Source organism: Pontibacter ummariensis (genome assembly GCF_900188175.1).
GTDB lineage: Bacteria > Bacteroidota > Bacteroidia > Cytophagales > Hymenobacteraceae > Pontibacter > Pontibacter ummariensis.
Genome location: NZ_FZOQ01000014.1, coordinates 130,989 through 146,565 on the forward strand (window position 1 = coordinate 130,989; position 15,577 = coordinate 146,565).

Annotated in this window: 13 protein-coding genes; 10 read left to right on the top strand and 3 right to left on the bottom strand. The window is 49.8% G+C overall.

Annotated elements, in window-relative coordinates; all coding sequences use genetic code 11:
* Window positions 1-318 precede the first annotated feature (318 nt).
* From CHB92_RS15655 to infB, 3 genes are all read left to right on the top strand, one after another.
* Window positions 319-792, top strand: a complete 474-nt coding sequence (locus tag CHB92_RS15655) for a ribosome maturation factor RimP (RefSeq protein ID WP_245842623.1) — start codon at window positions 319-321, stop codon at window positions 790-792.
* 7 nt (window positions 793-799) lie between these two features.
* Complete coding sequence (nusA, locus tag CHB92_RS15660; RefSeq protein ID WP_089320167.1) at window positions 800-2,056, top strand: transcription termination factor NusA; 1,257 nt, start codon at window positions 800-802, stop codon at window positions 2,054-2,056.
* A 120-nt stretch (window positions 2,057-2,176) separates the two neighbouring features.
* Window positions 2,177-5,206, top strand: coding sequence for a translation initiation factor IF-2 (gene infB / locus CHB92_RS15665; RefSeq protein ID WP_089320168.1), 3,030 nt, complete (start codon window positions 2,177-2,179; stop codon window positions 5,204-5,206).
* A 143-nt stretch (window positions 5,207-5,349) separates the two neighbouring features.
* Here the strand turns inward: infB and CHB92_RS15670 are convergent, their stop codons facing one another.
* The 3 genes from CHB92_RS15670 to mscL form a co-directional block, all read right to left on the bottom strand.
* Complete coding sequence (locus CHB92_RS15670; RefSeq protein WP_089320169.1) at window positions 5,350-5,688, bottom strand: hypothetical protein; 339 nt, start codon at window positions 5,686-5,688, stop codon at window positions 5,350-5,352.
* 92 nt (window positions 5,689-5,780) lie between these two features.
* Window positions 5,781-6,653, bottom strand: a complete 873-nt coding sequence (locus tag CHB92_RS15675; RefSeq protein WP_245842625.1) for a DUF3078 domain-containing protein — start codon at window positions 6,651-6,653, stop codon at window positions 5,781-5,783.
* Between the two features lie 116 nt (window positions 6,654-6,769).
* Window positions 6,770-7,219, bottom strand: coding sequence for a large-conductance mechanosensitive channel protein MscL (gene mscL, locus CHB92_RS15680; RefSeq protein ID WP_089320171.1), 450 nt, complete (start codon window positions 7,217-7,219; stop codon window positions 6,770-6,772).
* Window positions 7,220-7,389: 170 nt separating this feature from the next.
* Here mscL and CHB92_RS15685 point away from each other — a divergent pair, with 170 nt between their 5' ends.
* From CHB92_RS15685 to CHB92_RS15715, 7 genes are all read left to right on the top strand, one after another.
* On the top strand, window positions 7,390-8,172 hold the full coding sequence (locus CHB92_RS15685) for an enoyl-CoA hydratase/isomerase family protein (RefSeq protein WP_089320172.1): 783 nt from the start codon (window positions 7,390-7,392) through the stop codon (window positions 8,170-8,172).
* Window positions 8,173-8,207: 35 nt separating this feature from the next.
* Window positions 8,208-9,704 carry an oligosaccharide flippase family protein gene (locus tag CHB92_RS15690; protein ID WP_089320173.1) on the top strand — a complete coding sequence of 499 codons (1,497 nt, stop codon included), beginning with the start codon at window positions 8,208-8,210 and terminating at the stop codon, window positions 9,702-9,704.
* 18 nt (window positions 9,705-9,722) lie between these two features.
* Entirely contained in the window at window positions 9,723-10,172 is a 450-nt protein-coding gene (dut, locus tag CHB92_RS15695) for a dUTP diphosphatase (RefSeq protein WP_179223070.1), read from the top strand.
* A 134-nt stretch (window positions 10,173-10,306) separates the two neighbouring features.
* A complete protein-coding gene (locus CHB92_RS15700) occupies window positions 10,307-11,314 on the top strand; it encodes a sugar phosphate nucleotidyltransferase (RefSeq protein WP_089320174.1) in 1,008 nt (335 codons plus the stop codon).
* Window positions 11,315-11,318: 4 nt separating this feature from the next.
* Window positions 11,319-13,079, top strand: a complete 1,761-nt coding sequence (locus CHB92_RS15705; protein ID WP_245842626.1) for a tetratricopeptide repeat protein — start codon at window positions 11,319-11,321, stop codon at window positions 13,077-13,079.
* Complete coding sequence (locus tag CHB92_RS15710) at window positions 13,072-13,824, top strand: DUF4292 domain-containing protein (RefSeq protein WP_089320175.1); 753 nt, start codon at window positions 13,072-13,074, stop codon at window positions 13,822-13,824. The genes CHB92_RS15705 and CHB92_RS15710 overlap by 8 nt, the downstream gene beginning before the upstream one ends.
* Window positions 13,825-13,901: 77 nt before the next feature.
* Window positions 13,902-15,137: a murein hydrolase activator EnvC family protein gene (locus CHB92_RS15715; protein WP_089320176.1), complete on the top strand. Its 1,236-nt coding sequence runs from the start codon at window positions 13,902-13,904 to the stop codon at window positions 15,135-15,137.
* The last annotated feature ends 440 nt before the right edge of the window (window positions 15,138-15,577 follow it).

The window sequence follows — 15,577 nt, forward strand, 5'->3', positions numbered from 1 at the left end:
TATGCCCCTATCTATATCATGCCACCCGGCAGAATATCTGGCGTTGCCTGGCAGCGCGGCACAACAACAGGAATCGCCCTTTTCTTCTGCCGAACTTATCGGCTCTTCCTTTTGTTACATTTTTCGGCTCCGGGTACACGCTCTTTGTACCAGAAGTCCTGCTCGTCTCGCTTATGGTAAGATGTTTGCAATAATTTATACAGGCACCTATACTTACATAGTATTGTTTATATAAGGATTTTGTAGTAAATTTGTGGCAATATTTCCAATGAGATGAGGGGACACGAGGTCCCCTTCTTTATTTCTTAACTGATAGCAATGGCACTTACTGCAAAAACCATAAGAACGATGGCGGAGGCAAGCCTGCCGGAGAGCGACTTGTTTATCGTGGATGTAGCCGTGTCGGACACACCGGTGCGCCCGAAAGTAACGGTGCTGGCTGATGGCGAAAACGGCATTAGCATCGATCAGTGCGCCACCATCAGCCGGCGCATCAACAAAAGGATTGAGGAGGAGTTCGGGCCTGACATGGCCTACGTGCTGGAGGTAAGCTCGCCGGGTGTGGATTTCCCACTCACGCAGCCGCAGCAGTTTAAGCGCCACACGGGCCGCAACCTGAAGATAAAGCTACAGGACGGCTCTGAGAAAACAGGAAAACTGGAAGAGGTGACCGATACCGGCATTAACCTGCTGGAGGAAATCAAACAAAAGGGCAAGAAGGCAACGTACGTGCCTGTGCAAATACCCTTTGGGGAAATTGTGAAAGCAAATGTTGTAATATCTTTTAAATGATAAAATAATGAACAGTTCAGTCCTGATCGAGTCGTTCGCTGAATTTGCGAAATTCAAGAACATAGACCGCCCGACCATGATGCGCATCCTGGAGGATGTATTCCGTACCATGATCCGCAAAAAGTGGGGCACCGACGAGAACTTTGATATTATCCTGAACGTGGAGAAGGGCGACCTTGAGATCTGGCGTAACCGCGAGATCGTAGACGACAACTCCGAGGACATCTGGGACCATGACAAGATCAGCCTGTCAGAGGCCCGCAAGATAGAGCCTGACTTTGAGATCGGCGAGGAAGTATCGGAAGAGATTCAGCTGGAGGACTTCGGTCGTCGTGCTGTGCTTACTGCCCGCCAGACGCTGATCCAGCGCATCAAGGACATGGAGAAGGAACTGCTGTTCCAGAAATACAAGGACCTGGTAGGCGAAATTATCTCGGGCGAGGTGTACCAGGTGTGGAACCGCGAAGTGTTACTGTTGGATCAGGAAGAAAACGAACTGTTGATCCCGAAAGGTGAGCAGATCCCGAAAGACCGTTACCGCAAGGGCGATGTAGTACGCGCGGTAGTGCAGCGGGTAGAGATTGTGAACGGTAATCCAAAGATCATCCTGTCCCGTACGTCTCCTACTTTCCTGGAGCGCCTGTTCGAGAATGAGGTGCCGGAGATTTACGACGGCCTGATTGCTATCAAGAAGATTGTGCGTGAGCCCGGTGAGCGCGCCAAGGTAGCCGTGGAGTCCTTCGACGATCGTATCGATCCGGTGGGCGCCTGCGTAGGTATGAAAGGTTCCCGGATCCACAGCATTGTGCGCGAACTGGAAAACGAGAACATCGACGTAATTAACTACACCGATAACCTGGAGCTTTACATTCAGCGTGCCCTTAGTCCGGCTAAAATCAGCAGCATGAAAGTGGACGAGGAAGCGGGACGCGTGTCCGTGTTCCTGAAGCCTGACCAGGTATCTTTAGCCATCGGGAAAGGGGGCCAGAACATTAAACTGGCAAGCCGGCTGGTTGGCCTCGAAATTGACGTATTCCGTGAGTCGGAGACTTATGAGGAAGACATCAGCCTGGAAGAATTTACAGACGAGATAGAAGATTGGGTAATCGCAGAGTTAAGACGCATTGGTCTGGACACTGCGAAAAGTGTACTGGCTGTGAGCAAAGAAGACCTGCTGCGCCGCACTGACCTGGAAGAAGAGACCATAGATGATGTGTTCTCTATCCTTCGTGAGGAGTTGGAGGAAGAAGAAGATAATCAATAGTTGTGAGTTGCGCTCCGTTGGTGTAATTTTGATACATCTTTTGCGCCGGAGCGCAACTTGTACCTTTTGCAAGGCAACTAACAGTAAACAACAGAATTAAAAGACAGCATATAGAACAAAATGGCAGAAGAAAAAACAAGGAGGCTTAAACAGGTTGCGACTACTTTAAACATTGGTACATCTACAATTGTAGACTACCTCTCTGCTAAAGGTTTTGACGTGGACAATAAACCCACCACCAAAATCACAGCAGAGCAGTTCAATATGCTGGCTAAAGAGTTCGCTTCGTCTATGCAGGACAAGATAGAGGCGGAGGAAATTAATATTGGTAAAAAGCCGCAGAGCAACCAGGTAGTTGAGTCGGAGCCTCTTCATCAGGAGCCAAAGAAGCAAAGCGAGCCTGAGCAGGAGATCCTTATAAAAGGCGCGGCGAACCGGCCAAGTCCTGCTCCTGCACCGGAGCCTCAGAAAGAAGCACCCGCAGAGCAACCAGCGTCTAAGCTACCTGGCATTAAAGTACTGGGTAAAATAGACCTGGATGCCAAAGGCAGACCCGTGCCCAAACAGCCAGAGCCGAAAGCCGCCCCGGCCGCAGAAGAAAAGCCTGTAGTGGAGGCGCCAAAGCCAGCGCCTGCTCCTGAGCAGCCAAAAGCACAGGCACCGGTAGAACCAAAAGCTCCGGAAGCTCCGGCACAGCCAGCAGCACAGGCCCCTGAAGCCCCTGCACCGGCTGAGCCAGAGCAACCAAAAGCACCACAGCAAGCAGCTACTCCTGCTACGCCTGCTAAACCGGCTGCTGAGAAGCCAGCCGCAGAAAAACCACAGCCTGCCAAGGAAGAGGCGCCGCAGCAACCGGCCACTCCAGAGGCACCTAAAGGCAAAGACGCCGAACAACAAGGCCAAGAAAAGAAAGAAAAGATAGAAACGATTACAGGAAAAGCAGACCAGTTAAAAGGTCTTACAGTACTTGGCAAAATAGAATTGCCAACGGAGTCCCGCAGAAAGGGCTCTAAGCCTGTTGCCTCATCAGACGAGAAACGGGGAGGCAAGAAGAAAAAGCGCAAGCGCATCATGGTGTCCACCGAAGGCCAACAAGGCCAGCAGGGACCAGGCCAGGGCAATCAGCGCCCAATACAGCCCGCGCAGCAACGTGGTAATACGAACCAGCGACCTCCTAAAGGAGGCAAAGGCGGTAACCGCAATGCTACTGCACCTGCCGGAAAACCACAGAAAGCGGAGGTTACTGATAAGGAAATTCAGGAACAGATTAAAGCAACGCTTGCCAAGCTAAGCGGTGGCAAAGGCGGTGGCGGAAACAGGGCAAAGTATCGCCGTGAGAAACGCTCCGCAATTGCCGATGCCAACGAAGAGCGCCGCATGGCAGAGCAGGCAGAGTCTAAGACACTGCGTGTTACAGAGTTCGTGTCTGCCAACGACCTGGCAGCCCTGATGGACGTGAGCGTCAATGATGTCATTAAGGTGTGTATGCAGCTGGGCATGTTCGTGTCCATCAACCAGCGCCTCGATGCCGAAGCCATCACCATTGTTGCTGACGAATTCGGCTATAACGTCGACTTTATCACGACAGAAGATGAGCAAGCCCTGGAGGACATTGTTGAGGAGAATGAGGAGGACCTAGAAGAGCGCGCCCCAATCGTAACGATCATGGGACACGTAGACCACGGTAAAACTTCCTTGCTCGACTACATCCGTAACGCTAATGTAACAGCCGGTGAGGCCGGAGGTATTACGCAGCACATCGGTGCCTACAAGGTTAAAACTGAGAGCGGCCGTACGATTACCTTCCTCGATACACCAGGTCACGAAGCCTTTACGGCCATGCGTGCCCGTGGTGCCAAGATAACAGACGTTGTTATCATCGTGGTTGCCGCTGACGACTCGGTGATGCCTCAGACAAAAGAGGCCATCAACCACGCACAGGCAGCTGGCGTACCCATCATCATCGCGCTGAACAAAGTAGATAAGCCAAACGCTAACCCGGATAAGGTTAGAGAAGAGCTCGCCCAGATGAACATTCTGGTAGAAGAGTGGGGTGGTAAATACCAGTCGCAGGAAGTATCGGCTAAAACAGGCCAGGGAGTTCCAGACCTGTTGGAGAAAGTGCTTCTTGAGGCTGAAATCCTTGAACTCAAAGCCAACCCGGACCGTGCAGCGATAGGTACCGTTATCGAAGCCTCCCTGGACAAAGGCCGAGGCTACGTAGCCACAGTGCTGGTGCAGACAGGTAAGCTTAAGATCGGGGACGTGGTACTGGCAGGTTCACACTACGGTAGGGTGAAAGCCATGACCAACCATCTGGGCAAGAAGATGAAAGAAGCTGGTCCGTCTACCCCTGTGCAGTTGCTGGGCTTAGACGGAGCACCACAGGCTGGGGATAAGTTCCTGGTGATGGAATCAGAGCGTGAAGCGCGTGAAATCGCCACTAACCGTTCGCAAGTGCAGCGTGAGCAAAGCCTGCGTACCCGTAAGCACATTACACTGGATGAGATCGGACGTCGTTTAGCGATCGGATCATTCAAAGAGCTTAACGTGATTGTAAAAGGTGACGTGGACGGTTCCGTAGAAGCCCTTTCCGACTCCCTGTTAAAGCTGTCTACGCCGGAGGTGCAGGTAAGCATCATCAATAAGGGCGTAGGTGCTATCTCGGAATCTGACGTATTGCTGGCTTCTGCCTCTGATGCGATCATCATTGGTTTCCAGGTTCGTCCTTCGCAGAATGCACGTAAGCTGGCTGAGCAGGAGCAAATCGATGTGCGCCTGTACTCTATCATCTATGACGCGATCAACGAAGTGAAAGACGCGATGGAAGGCATGCTGGCCCCTACGCTGAAAGAAGAGATTACCGGTAACGCAGAAGTGCGTGAGGTATTCCGCATCAGCAAGGTGGGTACGATTGCCGGTTGTATGGTGACAGATGGCAGCATACAGCGTAATGCGAAAGTTCGCCTGGTACGTGAGGGTATTGTAGTGCTGGACGGTGAAATTCTTGCTCTAAAGCGTTTCAAAGACGATGTAGCGGAAGTGAAGCAGGGCTATGAGTGCGGTATCAGCTTGAAGGGTTACAACGACATTCAGGTTGGTGACGTGATCGAAGCTTACGTAGAGAAGGAAGTGAAGCGTACGCTCTAAAATAGAATGTATTACAAGTTAAAAGAGAAGCCCCTGCAACGCTCGTTGCAGGGGCTTCTCTTTTACAAAATCAGCCTTATGCTAAACAGCACAAGCACAAAAAAAGCTACCAAAATGGTAGCTTTTCCTATTTGTAATCTTTCTTAATTGTTTCTGGAACGGCGAAGGCGGCGCAGGTCGCGTTTGTGCTTCTTCTGCATCTTTTTCTCCATCTTCAGGATTTCCTTCATCCGTTTACTGTTCATAATGCTTTTCTTGGCAAAATTCCCTTTGCGTCCGTCTTCATAGTCATTAAACCGGGGATCAAGCCCTTGTGCACGTCTTTCAGCGGCATCCACTGAGGCTCCTTTTACTTGTGTTTTTGCAGTTCCCCAAAACTCATCTTTGGAAGACAGCGAACTACTCTGCGAAGTCTGGGCCTTTGCTTCCGTGCATAAAAGTACAATCCCAAGTGTAAATATCGTTAGAGCTATTTTCTTCATAATTCTGCGTTATTGTTTATTATACACAACGAAAGCACACGCTAAAAGTATACATTTTTCTGCTAACGCCAAGAAGAAGGGCAAAAGTTCAGCTACTCAAACTTATAAGATAGTCCAATTCCGAGCATCTGCTTTACCTGCAGCCGTGGCCCTTTGCTTTCATCCTTTCCATCCCCGTCACGGTCCACATCCACCTTCACGTCATCGTCGTAAATCATGTGCAGGAAAAAGTTGGCCGAGATAAACTCATTAAACTTAAAGCTTACCTGATTTTCAAAGTTCAAGTCTATGTTCTCCGGGTCCTTCAGGTAATTGGAGAACAGGTCGAGCTTAGACTGCAACAGTACGTTTTCGAGTATCTCGTTCTTATAGCGTACGTTTATGTAACCACCGAACTCTTTCCGAAGGTGTTTTCCGGTACCCGGTATCAGGTTGCCTTCCGGATCCTTCTCGGCCCTCTCCACGCCAAAAGCCCCGCGGTCTGCGAGCATCTGGCTCTCCACAATGGTAAACTTACCGGTCAGGGGCGACAGGAAGACTGAAAGCTTATCGTTCGGCTTGAAATCCATACCAAGCGAGGTAAGTACGTACATGGGGGAAAATAAGTTTGACACCAGCGTGTCGCGGGTAACGGTATAAGTTGGGGTGAGCTGCGATCGTACGTTTAACTGCCCCGTGTAGTACCACTCCTTAGAGGCCCGGTAGCCGTACTTCAGGTTCAACTCCACCCTGTCGTCGCTCTTCTGCATGCGACGTCCTTCCAACTTTATCAGGCCATAAGTTATATCCAGCGCATTGTTCCAAGTCCCTTTCCCTTTCTTGTAGTTCGCATAAATCGTACCGGCCCCAAGCACAGAAAAAGAATTTTGCCCACCCGCCGACCAATTACTCAGGCTTATCTGGTTAAGGTTCAGGGAACCGGTACCGCTAAAGTCCCACACACCAACGGTATCGGGGTCTTCCAAAACAGGCGGCTTTACATAAAGCCGCTGGGCGTTCGCACTAAACAAGAAAAGAAAGAACAGGCAAAGAGTAGTAAAAAGAAATCGGGGTGAAAGCGTAAACATCGTGTTTTAATAGGTTATACAACTTTGTTGTCGGGCGCTGTGGCTGTGGCCTCGCTCTGCCCTTTCAGCAGGTCGCGTATCTCAGCAAGCAGCACTTCCTGCTTGTTAACGGGCGGGGCAGGCTTTGCCGCTTCTTTCTCACGTAGTCGGTTAATACTGCGCACCAGCAGAAAAATAGCAAAGGCAATGATCAGAAAGTTCACAACCGTCTGCAGAAAGTTGCCGTAGTTAATGGCCACAGCTGGCTCTAAGACCTCTCCGTTCTCTACCACTGCCTCCCTTAACTCCAACTTTAAACGTGTAAAATCAACATTGCTAATAAGTAAGCCCAAGGGAGGCATAATGATATCATCTACAAGCGACTTGGTGATACCGCCAAAAGCGGCACCGATTACGACACCAACAGCTAGGTCAATTACATTCCCTTTAACGGCAAACTTCTTAAACTCTGAAAAAAAACTCATTTATGTTGTTAGTTAAAATTGATAATCAGACGAGGTACTAACTTAAGTCGCCTCCGTTTGTTTAGTACAAGGTGAGCAATCCCCCTCCTTAAATAGCTGTTTAAGGATTGAACTAAATCGTTATATTTGTGAACAAAGAAACAAGGAATAAACCAGAGTTGAACCAACCTATGGCTACGTACGAAAACCTGTTGCTTGACCTGAATAACGGCATTCTGACGATAACTATTAACAGGGCAGATAAGCTTAATGCCTTGAATATAGGCACTATTAAGGAAATAAAAAACGCCATTCAGGAAGTGTATGACAACCAAGACATTAAGGGGGCTATATTTACGGGGGCAGGTACAAAGGCTTTTGTAGCGGGTGCTGACATTACCGAGATAGCTGACTTGAACGAGGTGACAGCCCGCAGCTTTGCTGAGCATGGCCAGGAGGTCTTCAGCATGGTGGAACGCTGCAACAAGCCGGTGATCGCGGCCGTGAACGGTTTTGCCCTGGGTGGCGGCTGTGAGCTCGCTATGGCCTGCCACATGCGTGTAGCCAGTGAGAACGCCCGCTTTGGCCAGCCGGAGGTGAACCTGGGCATTATCCCCGGGTACGGCGGCACGCAGCGCCTGACCCAACTGATCGGCAAAGGAAAGGCGATGGAACTGATGATGACAGCCGATATGATCGGGGCTGAAGAAGCCCGCGCACTCGGCCTGGTAAACCACGTAGTGGCACAGGAAGACTTAATGGCAAAGTGCCTGGAGATACTGTCTAAAATCACCGCCAAAGCCCCGCTTGCCATTGGTTTAGTGATCGAGTGCGTAAATGCCGCCTCCAATAAAGATGAGAACGGCTATCAGACAGAGGCAAACGCTTTTGCCCGCTGCTGTACGTCAGAAGATTTTATAGAAGGCACAGGTGCTTTCCTGGAAAAGCGCAAGCCTAACTTCAAGGGCATCTAATTTTTCCTGCCACCCCCGGCCCCGTAACAAAACACATGAGTATAGCCAAGAAATTGGTCGGGCAAACTGCTGCCTATGGCATAAGCAGCATTGTTGGGCGCGCCCTTAATTACCTTCTCGTACCCATTTACACCGCTATCTTTGTACCAGCGGAGTATGGTGTGGTTGGTTACCTTTATGCACTTGCCGGTTTTTTTAACATCCTGTACACCTACGGGATGGAAACCGCCTTCTTCCGGTTCGCCAGCAAGCCCGGCGCTGACCAAAAGAAGCTCTACAACCAGGTTCTAAGCCTGATTATCTGCAGCAGTCTTGCGTTCACGACTGTACTCTTGCTGACCTCCGGGTCTGTTGTCGAGTTTAAGGGCTATGCTGCTGAGTTCAAGAGCTATATCAATTGGCTCGCTTTGGTGCTAGCGATTGATGCGATTGTGGCGATTCCCTTTGCCTGGCTCCGCTTAAAGAACAAAGCCATTAAGTTTGCCTCCATCAAGTTCATTAACATCCTGATCACGGTGGGAGCCAACATGTTCTTTCTGGTGCTGTGCCGTGATATTTACCAGGGGGAGTACCTGCAAACGCTCCGGCCCCTCGTGGAGGACATCTATAGCCCGACGTTCGGAATTGGTTATATCTTCCTTATAAACCTGGTGGCTAACGCACTGCTCATTCCCATGCTCTGGCGCGAATTCAGCATCTTTCGGTTCGAACTGAACAAAGAGTTGCTGCGCCCCATGCTGGTGTACGCCTATCCGCTTTTGTTTATGGGCATTGCGGGAGCTATCAATGAGTTACTGGACCGTATCCTGTTAGAGGAGTGGCTTCCTGAAAGTTTCTATCCTAACATAAGCAATTTGGCGGCGGTGGGTATTTACAATGCCTGCTATAAGCTTTCCATCTTCATGACCCTGGCCATTCAGGCGTTTCGCTACGCCGCAGAGCCTTTCTTCTTTTCACAGGCAGAAGACAAGAACTCGCCGCAGACCTTTGCTTTAGTAATGAAGTGGTTTGTGATCGCCTGCGCGTTTATCTTTCTCTTTGTCTCGGCCAACCTCGAGGACTTTGCCCTACTGCTCCGAAATCCTGCCTACCGGGAGGGAATTCTGGTCGTGCCGGTGCTGCTCCTGGCCAATCTTTTCCTGGGCGTATACTATAACTTGTCTGTGTGGTTTAAGCTAACCGACAAAACGAAGTACGGCACCTACATCAGCTTTGGCGGGGCTGCTGTTACCATTGCGTTTAACCTCCTGCTTATACCTGTGCTGGGTTATATGGGCTCTGCCATTGCTACTTTTATCTGCTACTTCAGCATGGCGCTGGCCAGTTACCTGCTCGGCAACAAGCATTACCCCATCCCCTACCCTGTTAAAACAATAGTGGGGTACATACTGCTAGCGGCAGGGTTAGCATGGATCGCCTTGGAGGCTGACTTAGAGAACTTCTGGCTGCGCCACGCCTTCCGACTGGCTCTTTGTGCGGCCTTTGTGGTGGTGGTGTGGCTGCGGGAGCATCCTCGTTTCCTTAAATTTTAATCATTATATTTATAGATAATGAACAACAAAATACTACCTGTTAACGTCATCAATCAGTCCAGGCACGCCCTCCCTTCTTACCAGACAGAGCACGCTGCAGGCATGGACCTGCGTGCGAACCTGGAGACACCTTTTGTCCTGAAGCCACTACAGCGCGCCCTGGTTCCAACCGGCTTGTTTATAGAGCTTCCGGAAGGCCATGAGGCGCAAATCCGTCCACGAAGTGGCCTTGCCTATAAGCACGGTATCTCGATCGTGAACAGCCCGGGAACCATAGATGCAGATTACCGGGGCGAGATCAAGGTCTTGCTCGTGAACCTCTCTGACCAGGAGTTTACTGTAGAGGATGGGGAGCGTATCGCCCAAATGGTGGTAGCACGTTATGAACGGATTGAATGGCAGGAGGCGGCAAGCCTAAGCGACACAGTGCGCGGCACTGGCGGTTACGGCAGCACGGGCACGAAATAACGCAATCAGAGCCCCTTTATAACTTTATGGGCATAAAAACGATACATGAAGCACAAGCTTCGCACTAAAATTTAAAAATAAAAGCGGCTGCAGCGAATGCTGCAGCCTTTCATGCATAAACCAAATAAATAGCTATGAGGATAATAGTACCAATGGCAGGTATGGGCAAGCGTATGCGCCCGCACACTTTAACTGTTCCAAAACCCCTGATCCCTATCGCTGGCAAGCCGATTGTGCAGCGCCTGGTAGAGGACATCGCGAAAGTCTGCCGCGAACCGATCGAGGAAGTGGCCTTCATCATTGGAGACTTTGGTGCGCAGGTGGAAAAAGACCTGAAAGGCGTCGCTGAGTCAATCGGCGCGAAAGGCAGCATTTATCATCAGGAGGAAGCCCTTGGCACCGCCCATGCCATACTTTGCGCACAGGACTCGCTGGAGGGGAAAGTAGTGGTAGCCTTTGCCGACACGCTCTTTAAAGCCGACTTTGAACTAGACACCAATGCCGATGGCACTATTTGGGTACAGCGTGTGGAAGACCCGCGGCCTTATGGGGTGGTTAAGCTGAACGAGGACAACGAGATCACCGACTTCGTGGAGAAACCGGAAGAATTTGTCTCTGACCTGGCCATTATTGGTATTTATTACTTCCGCGACGGTGAGTACCTGAAAAAAGAGCTACAGTACCTGCTGGACAACAATATCAAGGATAAAGGGGAGTTTCAGCTGACCAACGCGCTCGAGAACATGAAGAACAAAGGGACTAAGTTTATCCCTGCTGTTATCTCCGAATGGCTCGATTGCGGAAATAAAAACGCAACAGTATATACTAACCAACGCTATTTGGAGTATATAAAGGATGAGAAAGGCCTGGTGGCCTCATCGGCGAAGCTGGAGAACACAGTCATTATCCCGCCTGTATACATCGGAGAGAACGTCCAAATTACCAATTCGGTAGTAGGGCCTCACGTTTCGATCGGAAACAATACGAGCGTGTATAACTCTGTGGTAAGTAACTCCATCATTCAGAAGGACACTTCCCTTAAAAACGGCAACGTTGCAAACTCAATGCTTGGCAACTTTGTTGTGTATGAAGGGCGCCCATCTGACCTCAGCCTCGGCGACTACAATACGCTTACAGAGTAATAACATGAAAACATTCAGAAAATATGTCCTTGCAACATGTTGCCTGGCCCTGATAGGTGCAGGAGAAAGCAACGCTCAGTCTGTAAAGAAAAAAGCCAAAACAGGAGCAGAGGTTGCTGCCCCTGTCACACAGGCACAACAGCCCTCTGAGCGCGACAGGCAGATAAGCGAGGCCCTTTTTCTGGATGGGATGAAATACTTTATGCTGGAGGACTACCAACAAGCCCTCCAGCTTTTTCAAAAAGCCTACGCCATTACCCCCAACAACGCCACGATTAATTACAAGATCGGCGAAACCTACCTGCAACTGCAGGATACAAAATCAGCGATGCCCTTTGCCCAGGCTGCCATAGCCTTGGAAAGCAAAAATGCCTACTACTACCTTTTGCTGGCCCAGCTGCAAACAGGCCAGAAACAGTACGACCAGGCAGCACAAACATTTAATGCCCTGCTCCGCAACGTCCCTAACTCAGAGGAGTACCTCTTTAATCTAGCAGACCTGTATCTGTCCCAGTCGCGCTTTGACGATGCCCTGAAAACCTATGACCGCATCGAAAAACAGTTCGGCGAGCTGGAGCAGATCTATGTGAGCCGCCAGCAGATTTACCTGCGGCAAAAGGACGTGGTAAGGGCCATTGAAGAGGGCGAGAAGCTACTGCGCCTGAATCCTAATGAAATCCGCTACTTTTTGGCCCAGGCAGAGCTATACAATGCCTCCAAAAAGACAGACGAGGCCATTGCCACACTTAGCAGAGCACTGAAGCTAGAACCCAACAATCCCTTTGCCCACCTCATGCTGTCTGACCTTAACAGGCAGAAAGGAAAGCTGAACGAATCGGAGAAGCAGGTAAAGATCGCTTTTGCCAGCCCTGAGTTGGACATCGACACGAAGGTGCGCATCCTTGTGGATTTTATCCGGCAGTTACCTAATCCGGATATAGAAGATGTGTCGCTGGAACTGGTAGACCTAACCATACAGACGCACCCTGAAGAGGCCAAAGCCTATGCCGTAGCAGGCGATTTGCAAACGATCGTGGGCAAAAAGGAGCTTGCCCGGAATAATTATATAAAAGCAGTGGGGCTGGATGATTCCCATTTCAAGATCTGGCAGCAGATCGTATTACTGGATGCTGAGTTGGGGCAGGCAGATTCTATGGTCGTGCACTCCGAGCAGGCCCTGGAGCTTTTCCCGAACCAGGCCGTGTTTTGGTTTTACAATGGCACCGGCCACCTGATCGAGAAGAATTATGACAAGGCCGTAAAATCATTGGAGTTCGGGAAGCGCCTGGCAGCAGGCGAACCTCAGCTTGCCGTGCAGTTTAACATGCAGTTAGGGGATGGCTACAACGCCCTGAAAGAGTACAAGAAGTCAGATGAGGCCTATGAGGCAGTGCTGGCGCAGGATCCCAAAAATGAGCACGTTCTCAATAACTACAGCTATTTCCTGTCGCTGCGCAACGAGAAGCTGGAAAGAGCCAAAGAAATGGCCGCCCGCCTTGTGAAGCTGCACCCCAACAACCCCAACTACCTGGATACCTACGCTTGGGTCCTCTACAAAATGGGCAAGTACACAGAAGCACGACAGTACCTGGAACAAGCCGTTGCAATTTCCGATGATGCCACAGTAGTGGAGCACTACGGAGACGTGTTGTTTAAGCTAGGAAAAAAAGAAGAAGCCGTCAGCCAGTGGCAAAAGGCGAAACTTAAGGGCGAAGCCTCCGCCTTTATAGACCAAAAAATAAAAGACAGAAAGCTGTATGAGTAAACCCCTTTTGCTGTGCCTGCTCGGAATACTGTTGCTGGCAGGTTGCAAAAAAGAGACGGCCCCCACCACTGCGTCTACCACCACAGAAACCGTTGGCAGCGTAAACGTTAACAACCTCGACTTTAATTACCTGAGTACGAAGAGTCAGCTCTCGCTTAACAGCAAGAGCGAGAACCTTTCTTCCGGCATCTCTCTCCGCATCAAAAAGGATAGCGTCATCTGGGCATCGGTACAACCGGGACTAGGCATTGAGGCAGCCAGGCTAAAGCTAACACAGGACTCTGTGTTTGTAATGGATCGCCTGCGCAAAGAGTATATTGCTACCGATTACTCGTATCTCCGGAATAAACTGAATGCGGATATCAGCTTTGACGTGCTCCAAGCCATCCTACTCGGGAACTATCAGGCTAAAGGCGCCGAGAAGATATTGAATGAGGGTGACTTAAAGCACGTGCAGCAGCTCCGGGGAAACCTCATCTTCGATTACTTTATCGGTAATGCCAACAGCAAACTGCAGCGACTAAACGTGCAGGATAAAAACACCGGCAACACCATTGCCGTGAAGTACGACAGCTTCCAAAATATAGGCGCGGTTCCCTTTGCACATAACTTTGCCGCTCAGGTGCTGCAAAAAGGAGAAGTAAGCGCCTTTACCCTTAACCATAGCCGGGTATCTATAACAGACGAACAGCTAAGTTTTCCATTCAGTGTGCCCACCGAGTACAAGCGCCTCACCATGAATTAAATCTCTGAGGCTGTTGGTTCTTCATTTATAGTTTCGCCATATTTGTAAACTTAGCTTAGTGTAGAAGAACCATTTTGATGAAGGCCCTTTACAAATGCACCTTCTTTCTGCTTCTGCTGTGTTTACCGCTGGTTTCCCAAGGCCAGAAAAAAAAGTCCAAGGCACAGCTCGAAAAAGAAAAGAAGGAAAACCTTTCCCGTATTAAAGAAGCAAACCGCATTCTGCAGCAAACTAAAAAGCAGAAGGAAGTTTCTATTGGGCAGCTGAATGCCATCAAAGAGAAGATCACGGTACAGAAAGGCGTTATCAACAACATCTCACGGGAGATCAACTTCATCGAATCGGACGTGCAGGAGACGGAAGGCATTGTAGGGGCCCTGCAGAATGACCTCGAGAAGCTAAAGGCAGAATACGCCACCATGGTGTATGCCGCCTCTAAAACAGCCAATAGCTATAACAAACTCATGTTCCTGTTCGCCTCCGACTCCTTTAACCAACTGGTAAGGCGGCTGCGCTACCTGCAACAGTATTCGGAGGCCCGCAAAAAACAGGTAGAGCAGATCAACAAAGTGCAGGCAGCACTTACAGGACAGTTAGCCTTGCTCGAGTCCAAGAAAAAGCAAAAGGAAAACCTGCTGGCAAAGCAAGTACAGGAAAGCAAGAACTTGCACAACCTGAAGCAGCAACAGGATAGCGTTATCACAACCCTGAGCAAGCAGGAAGCTGACCTGAAGCAGGAAGTGGCAGCGCGCCAGCAGGCTGTAAAGAAGTTGGACAAACTGATTGCCGATATCGTGCGGGAAGAGATAGCCCGTGCGGCAAGGGCTGCCCGCGCTGCGGGGAAAGCGTCGAGTGCCAGTGCGGGCAAAGTAACCCTAACACCAGAGGCAGCGCTTATCTCCTCTTCTTTTGCAGGTAACAAAGGGCGTCTGGGTTGGCCGGTGGAGCGAGGCTTTGTCTCACAAAAGTTCGGCCGCCATAACCACCCTGTTTTAAAAGGGGTAGTCGTGGAGAACCGGGGAATCGACATTCAAACCTCCCAAGGCGCTGCCGCACGGGCTATTTTTGAAGGAAAAGTACTCACAGTGGCCTCCGTGCCCGGCATGAACAACATCGTCATGGTGCAACACGGGGAGTATTTTACGGTTTACGCCAAGCTTAAGTCAGTCAGCGTCAGCACAGGACAGACAGTAAAGCTGAACGATACGATTGGTACTATCTATACAGACAGCGACGGCACAACAGAACTGCAGTTCCAAATTTGGAAAAACCAGCAGAACCTGAACCCGGAAACCTGGATCAGCCATAAGTAAGCCACATACGGCAATAAGTCTTTGTTAAAACAAAAAGCCACGGCGGCGGCCGTGGCTTTTTCATGTCTTCCCCTCCCCTGTTCGGAAACAACTAGCAACAAGCAAGCTGGAAACTATTCTGTGTAGGCAGAATTAAAGTAGGGCGTGCTAGAAATAAAAAAACACCCTACAGTGCAGGGTGCCTTTCCAAGCTATGAAAACAAACTTAATATTTTATCTAAACAACCCTTCAAGGGGCGTTATGATTCTTAAATCTAAATTTACAACACCTTCATCACAAATGCAACATTAATGCAAATATGTGAAGCATACTGTCATTTACTTATAGCTATACTTATATTCAAAGAAAAGGTTTTAGATGAAGAAGCTTTTCTTTAAGTACTAGCCTTAATGCCATCTCTGTTAGCAGTTAGCGGCAACCCCGCTCCTTCCACAGCGCG

Excerpts from the sequence above, each read along its gene's own strand:
- CHB92_RS15655 (WP_245842623.1), top strand. The coding sequence starts at position 319 with ATGGCACTTACTGCAAAAACCATAAGAACGATGGCGGAGGCAAGCCTG.
- mscL (WP_089320171.1), bottom strand. The coding sequence starts at position 7,219 with ATGAGTTTTTTTTCAGAGTTTAAGAAGTTTGCCGTTAAAGGGAATGTA.
- CHB92_RS15690 (WP_089320173.1), top strand. The coding sequence starts at position 8,208 with ATGAGTATAGCCAAGAAATTGGTCGGGCAAACTGCTGCCTATGGCATA.
- CHB92_RS15715 (WP_089320176.1), top strand. The coding sequence starts at position 13,902 with ATGAAGGCCCTTTACAAATGCACCTTCTTTCTGCTTCTGCTGTGTTTA.
- dut (WP_179223070.1), top strand. The coding sequence starts at position 9,723 with ATGAACAACAAAATACTACCTGTTAACGTCATCAATCAGTCCAGGCAC.
- infB (WP_089320168.1), top strand. The coding sequence starts at position 2,177 with ATGGCAGAAGAAAAAACAAGGAGGCTTAAACAGGTTGCGACTACTTTA.
- CHB92_RS15685 (WP_089320172.1), top strand. The coding sequence starts at position 7,390 with ATGGCTACGTACGAAAACCTGTTGCTTGACCTGAATAACGGCATTCTG.
- nusA (WP_089320167.1), top strand. The coding sequence starts at position 800 with ATGAACAGTTCAGTCCTGATCGAGTCGTTCGCTGAATTTGCGAAATTC.
- CHB92_RS15700 (WP_089320174.1), top strand. The coding sequence starts at position 10,307 with ATGAGGATAATAGTACCAATGGCAGGTATGGGCAAGCGTATGCGCCCG.
- CHB92_RS15670 (WP_089320169.1), bottom strand. The coding sequence starts at position 5,688 with ATGAAGAAAATAGCTCTAACGATATTTACACTTGGGATTGTACTTTTA.
- CHB92_RS15710 (WP_089320175.1), top strand. The coding sequence starts at position 13,072 with ATGAGTAAACCCCTTTTGCTGTGCCTGCTCGGAATACTGTTGCTGGCA.
- CHB92_RS15705 (WP_245842626.1), top strand. The coding sequence starts at position 11,319 with ATGAAAACATTCAGAAAATATGTCCTTGCAACATGTTGCCTGGCCCTG.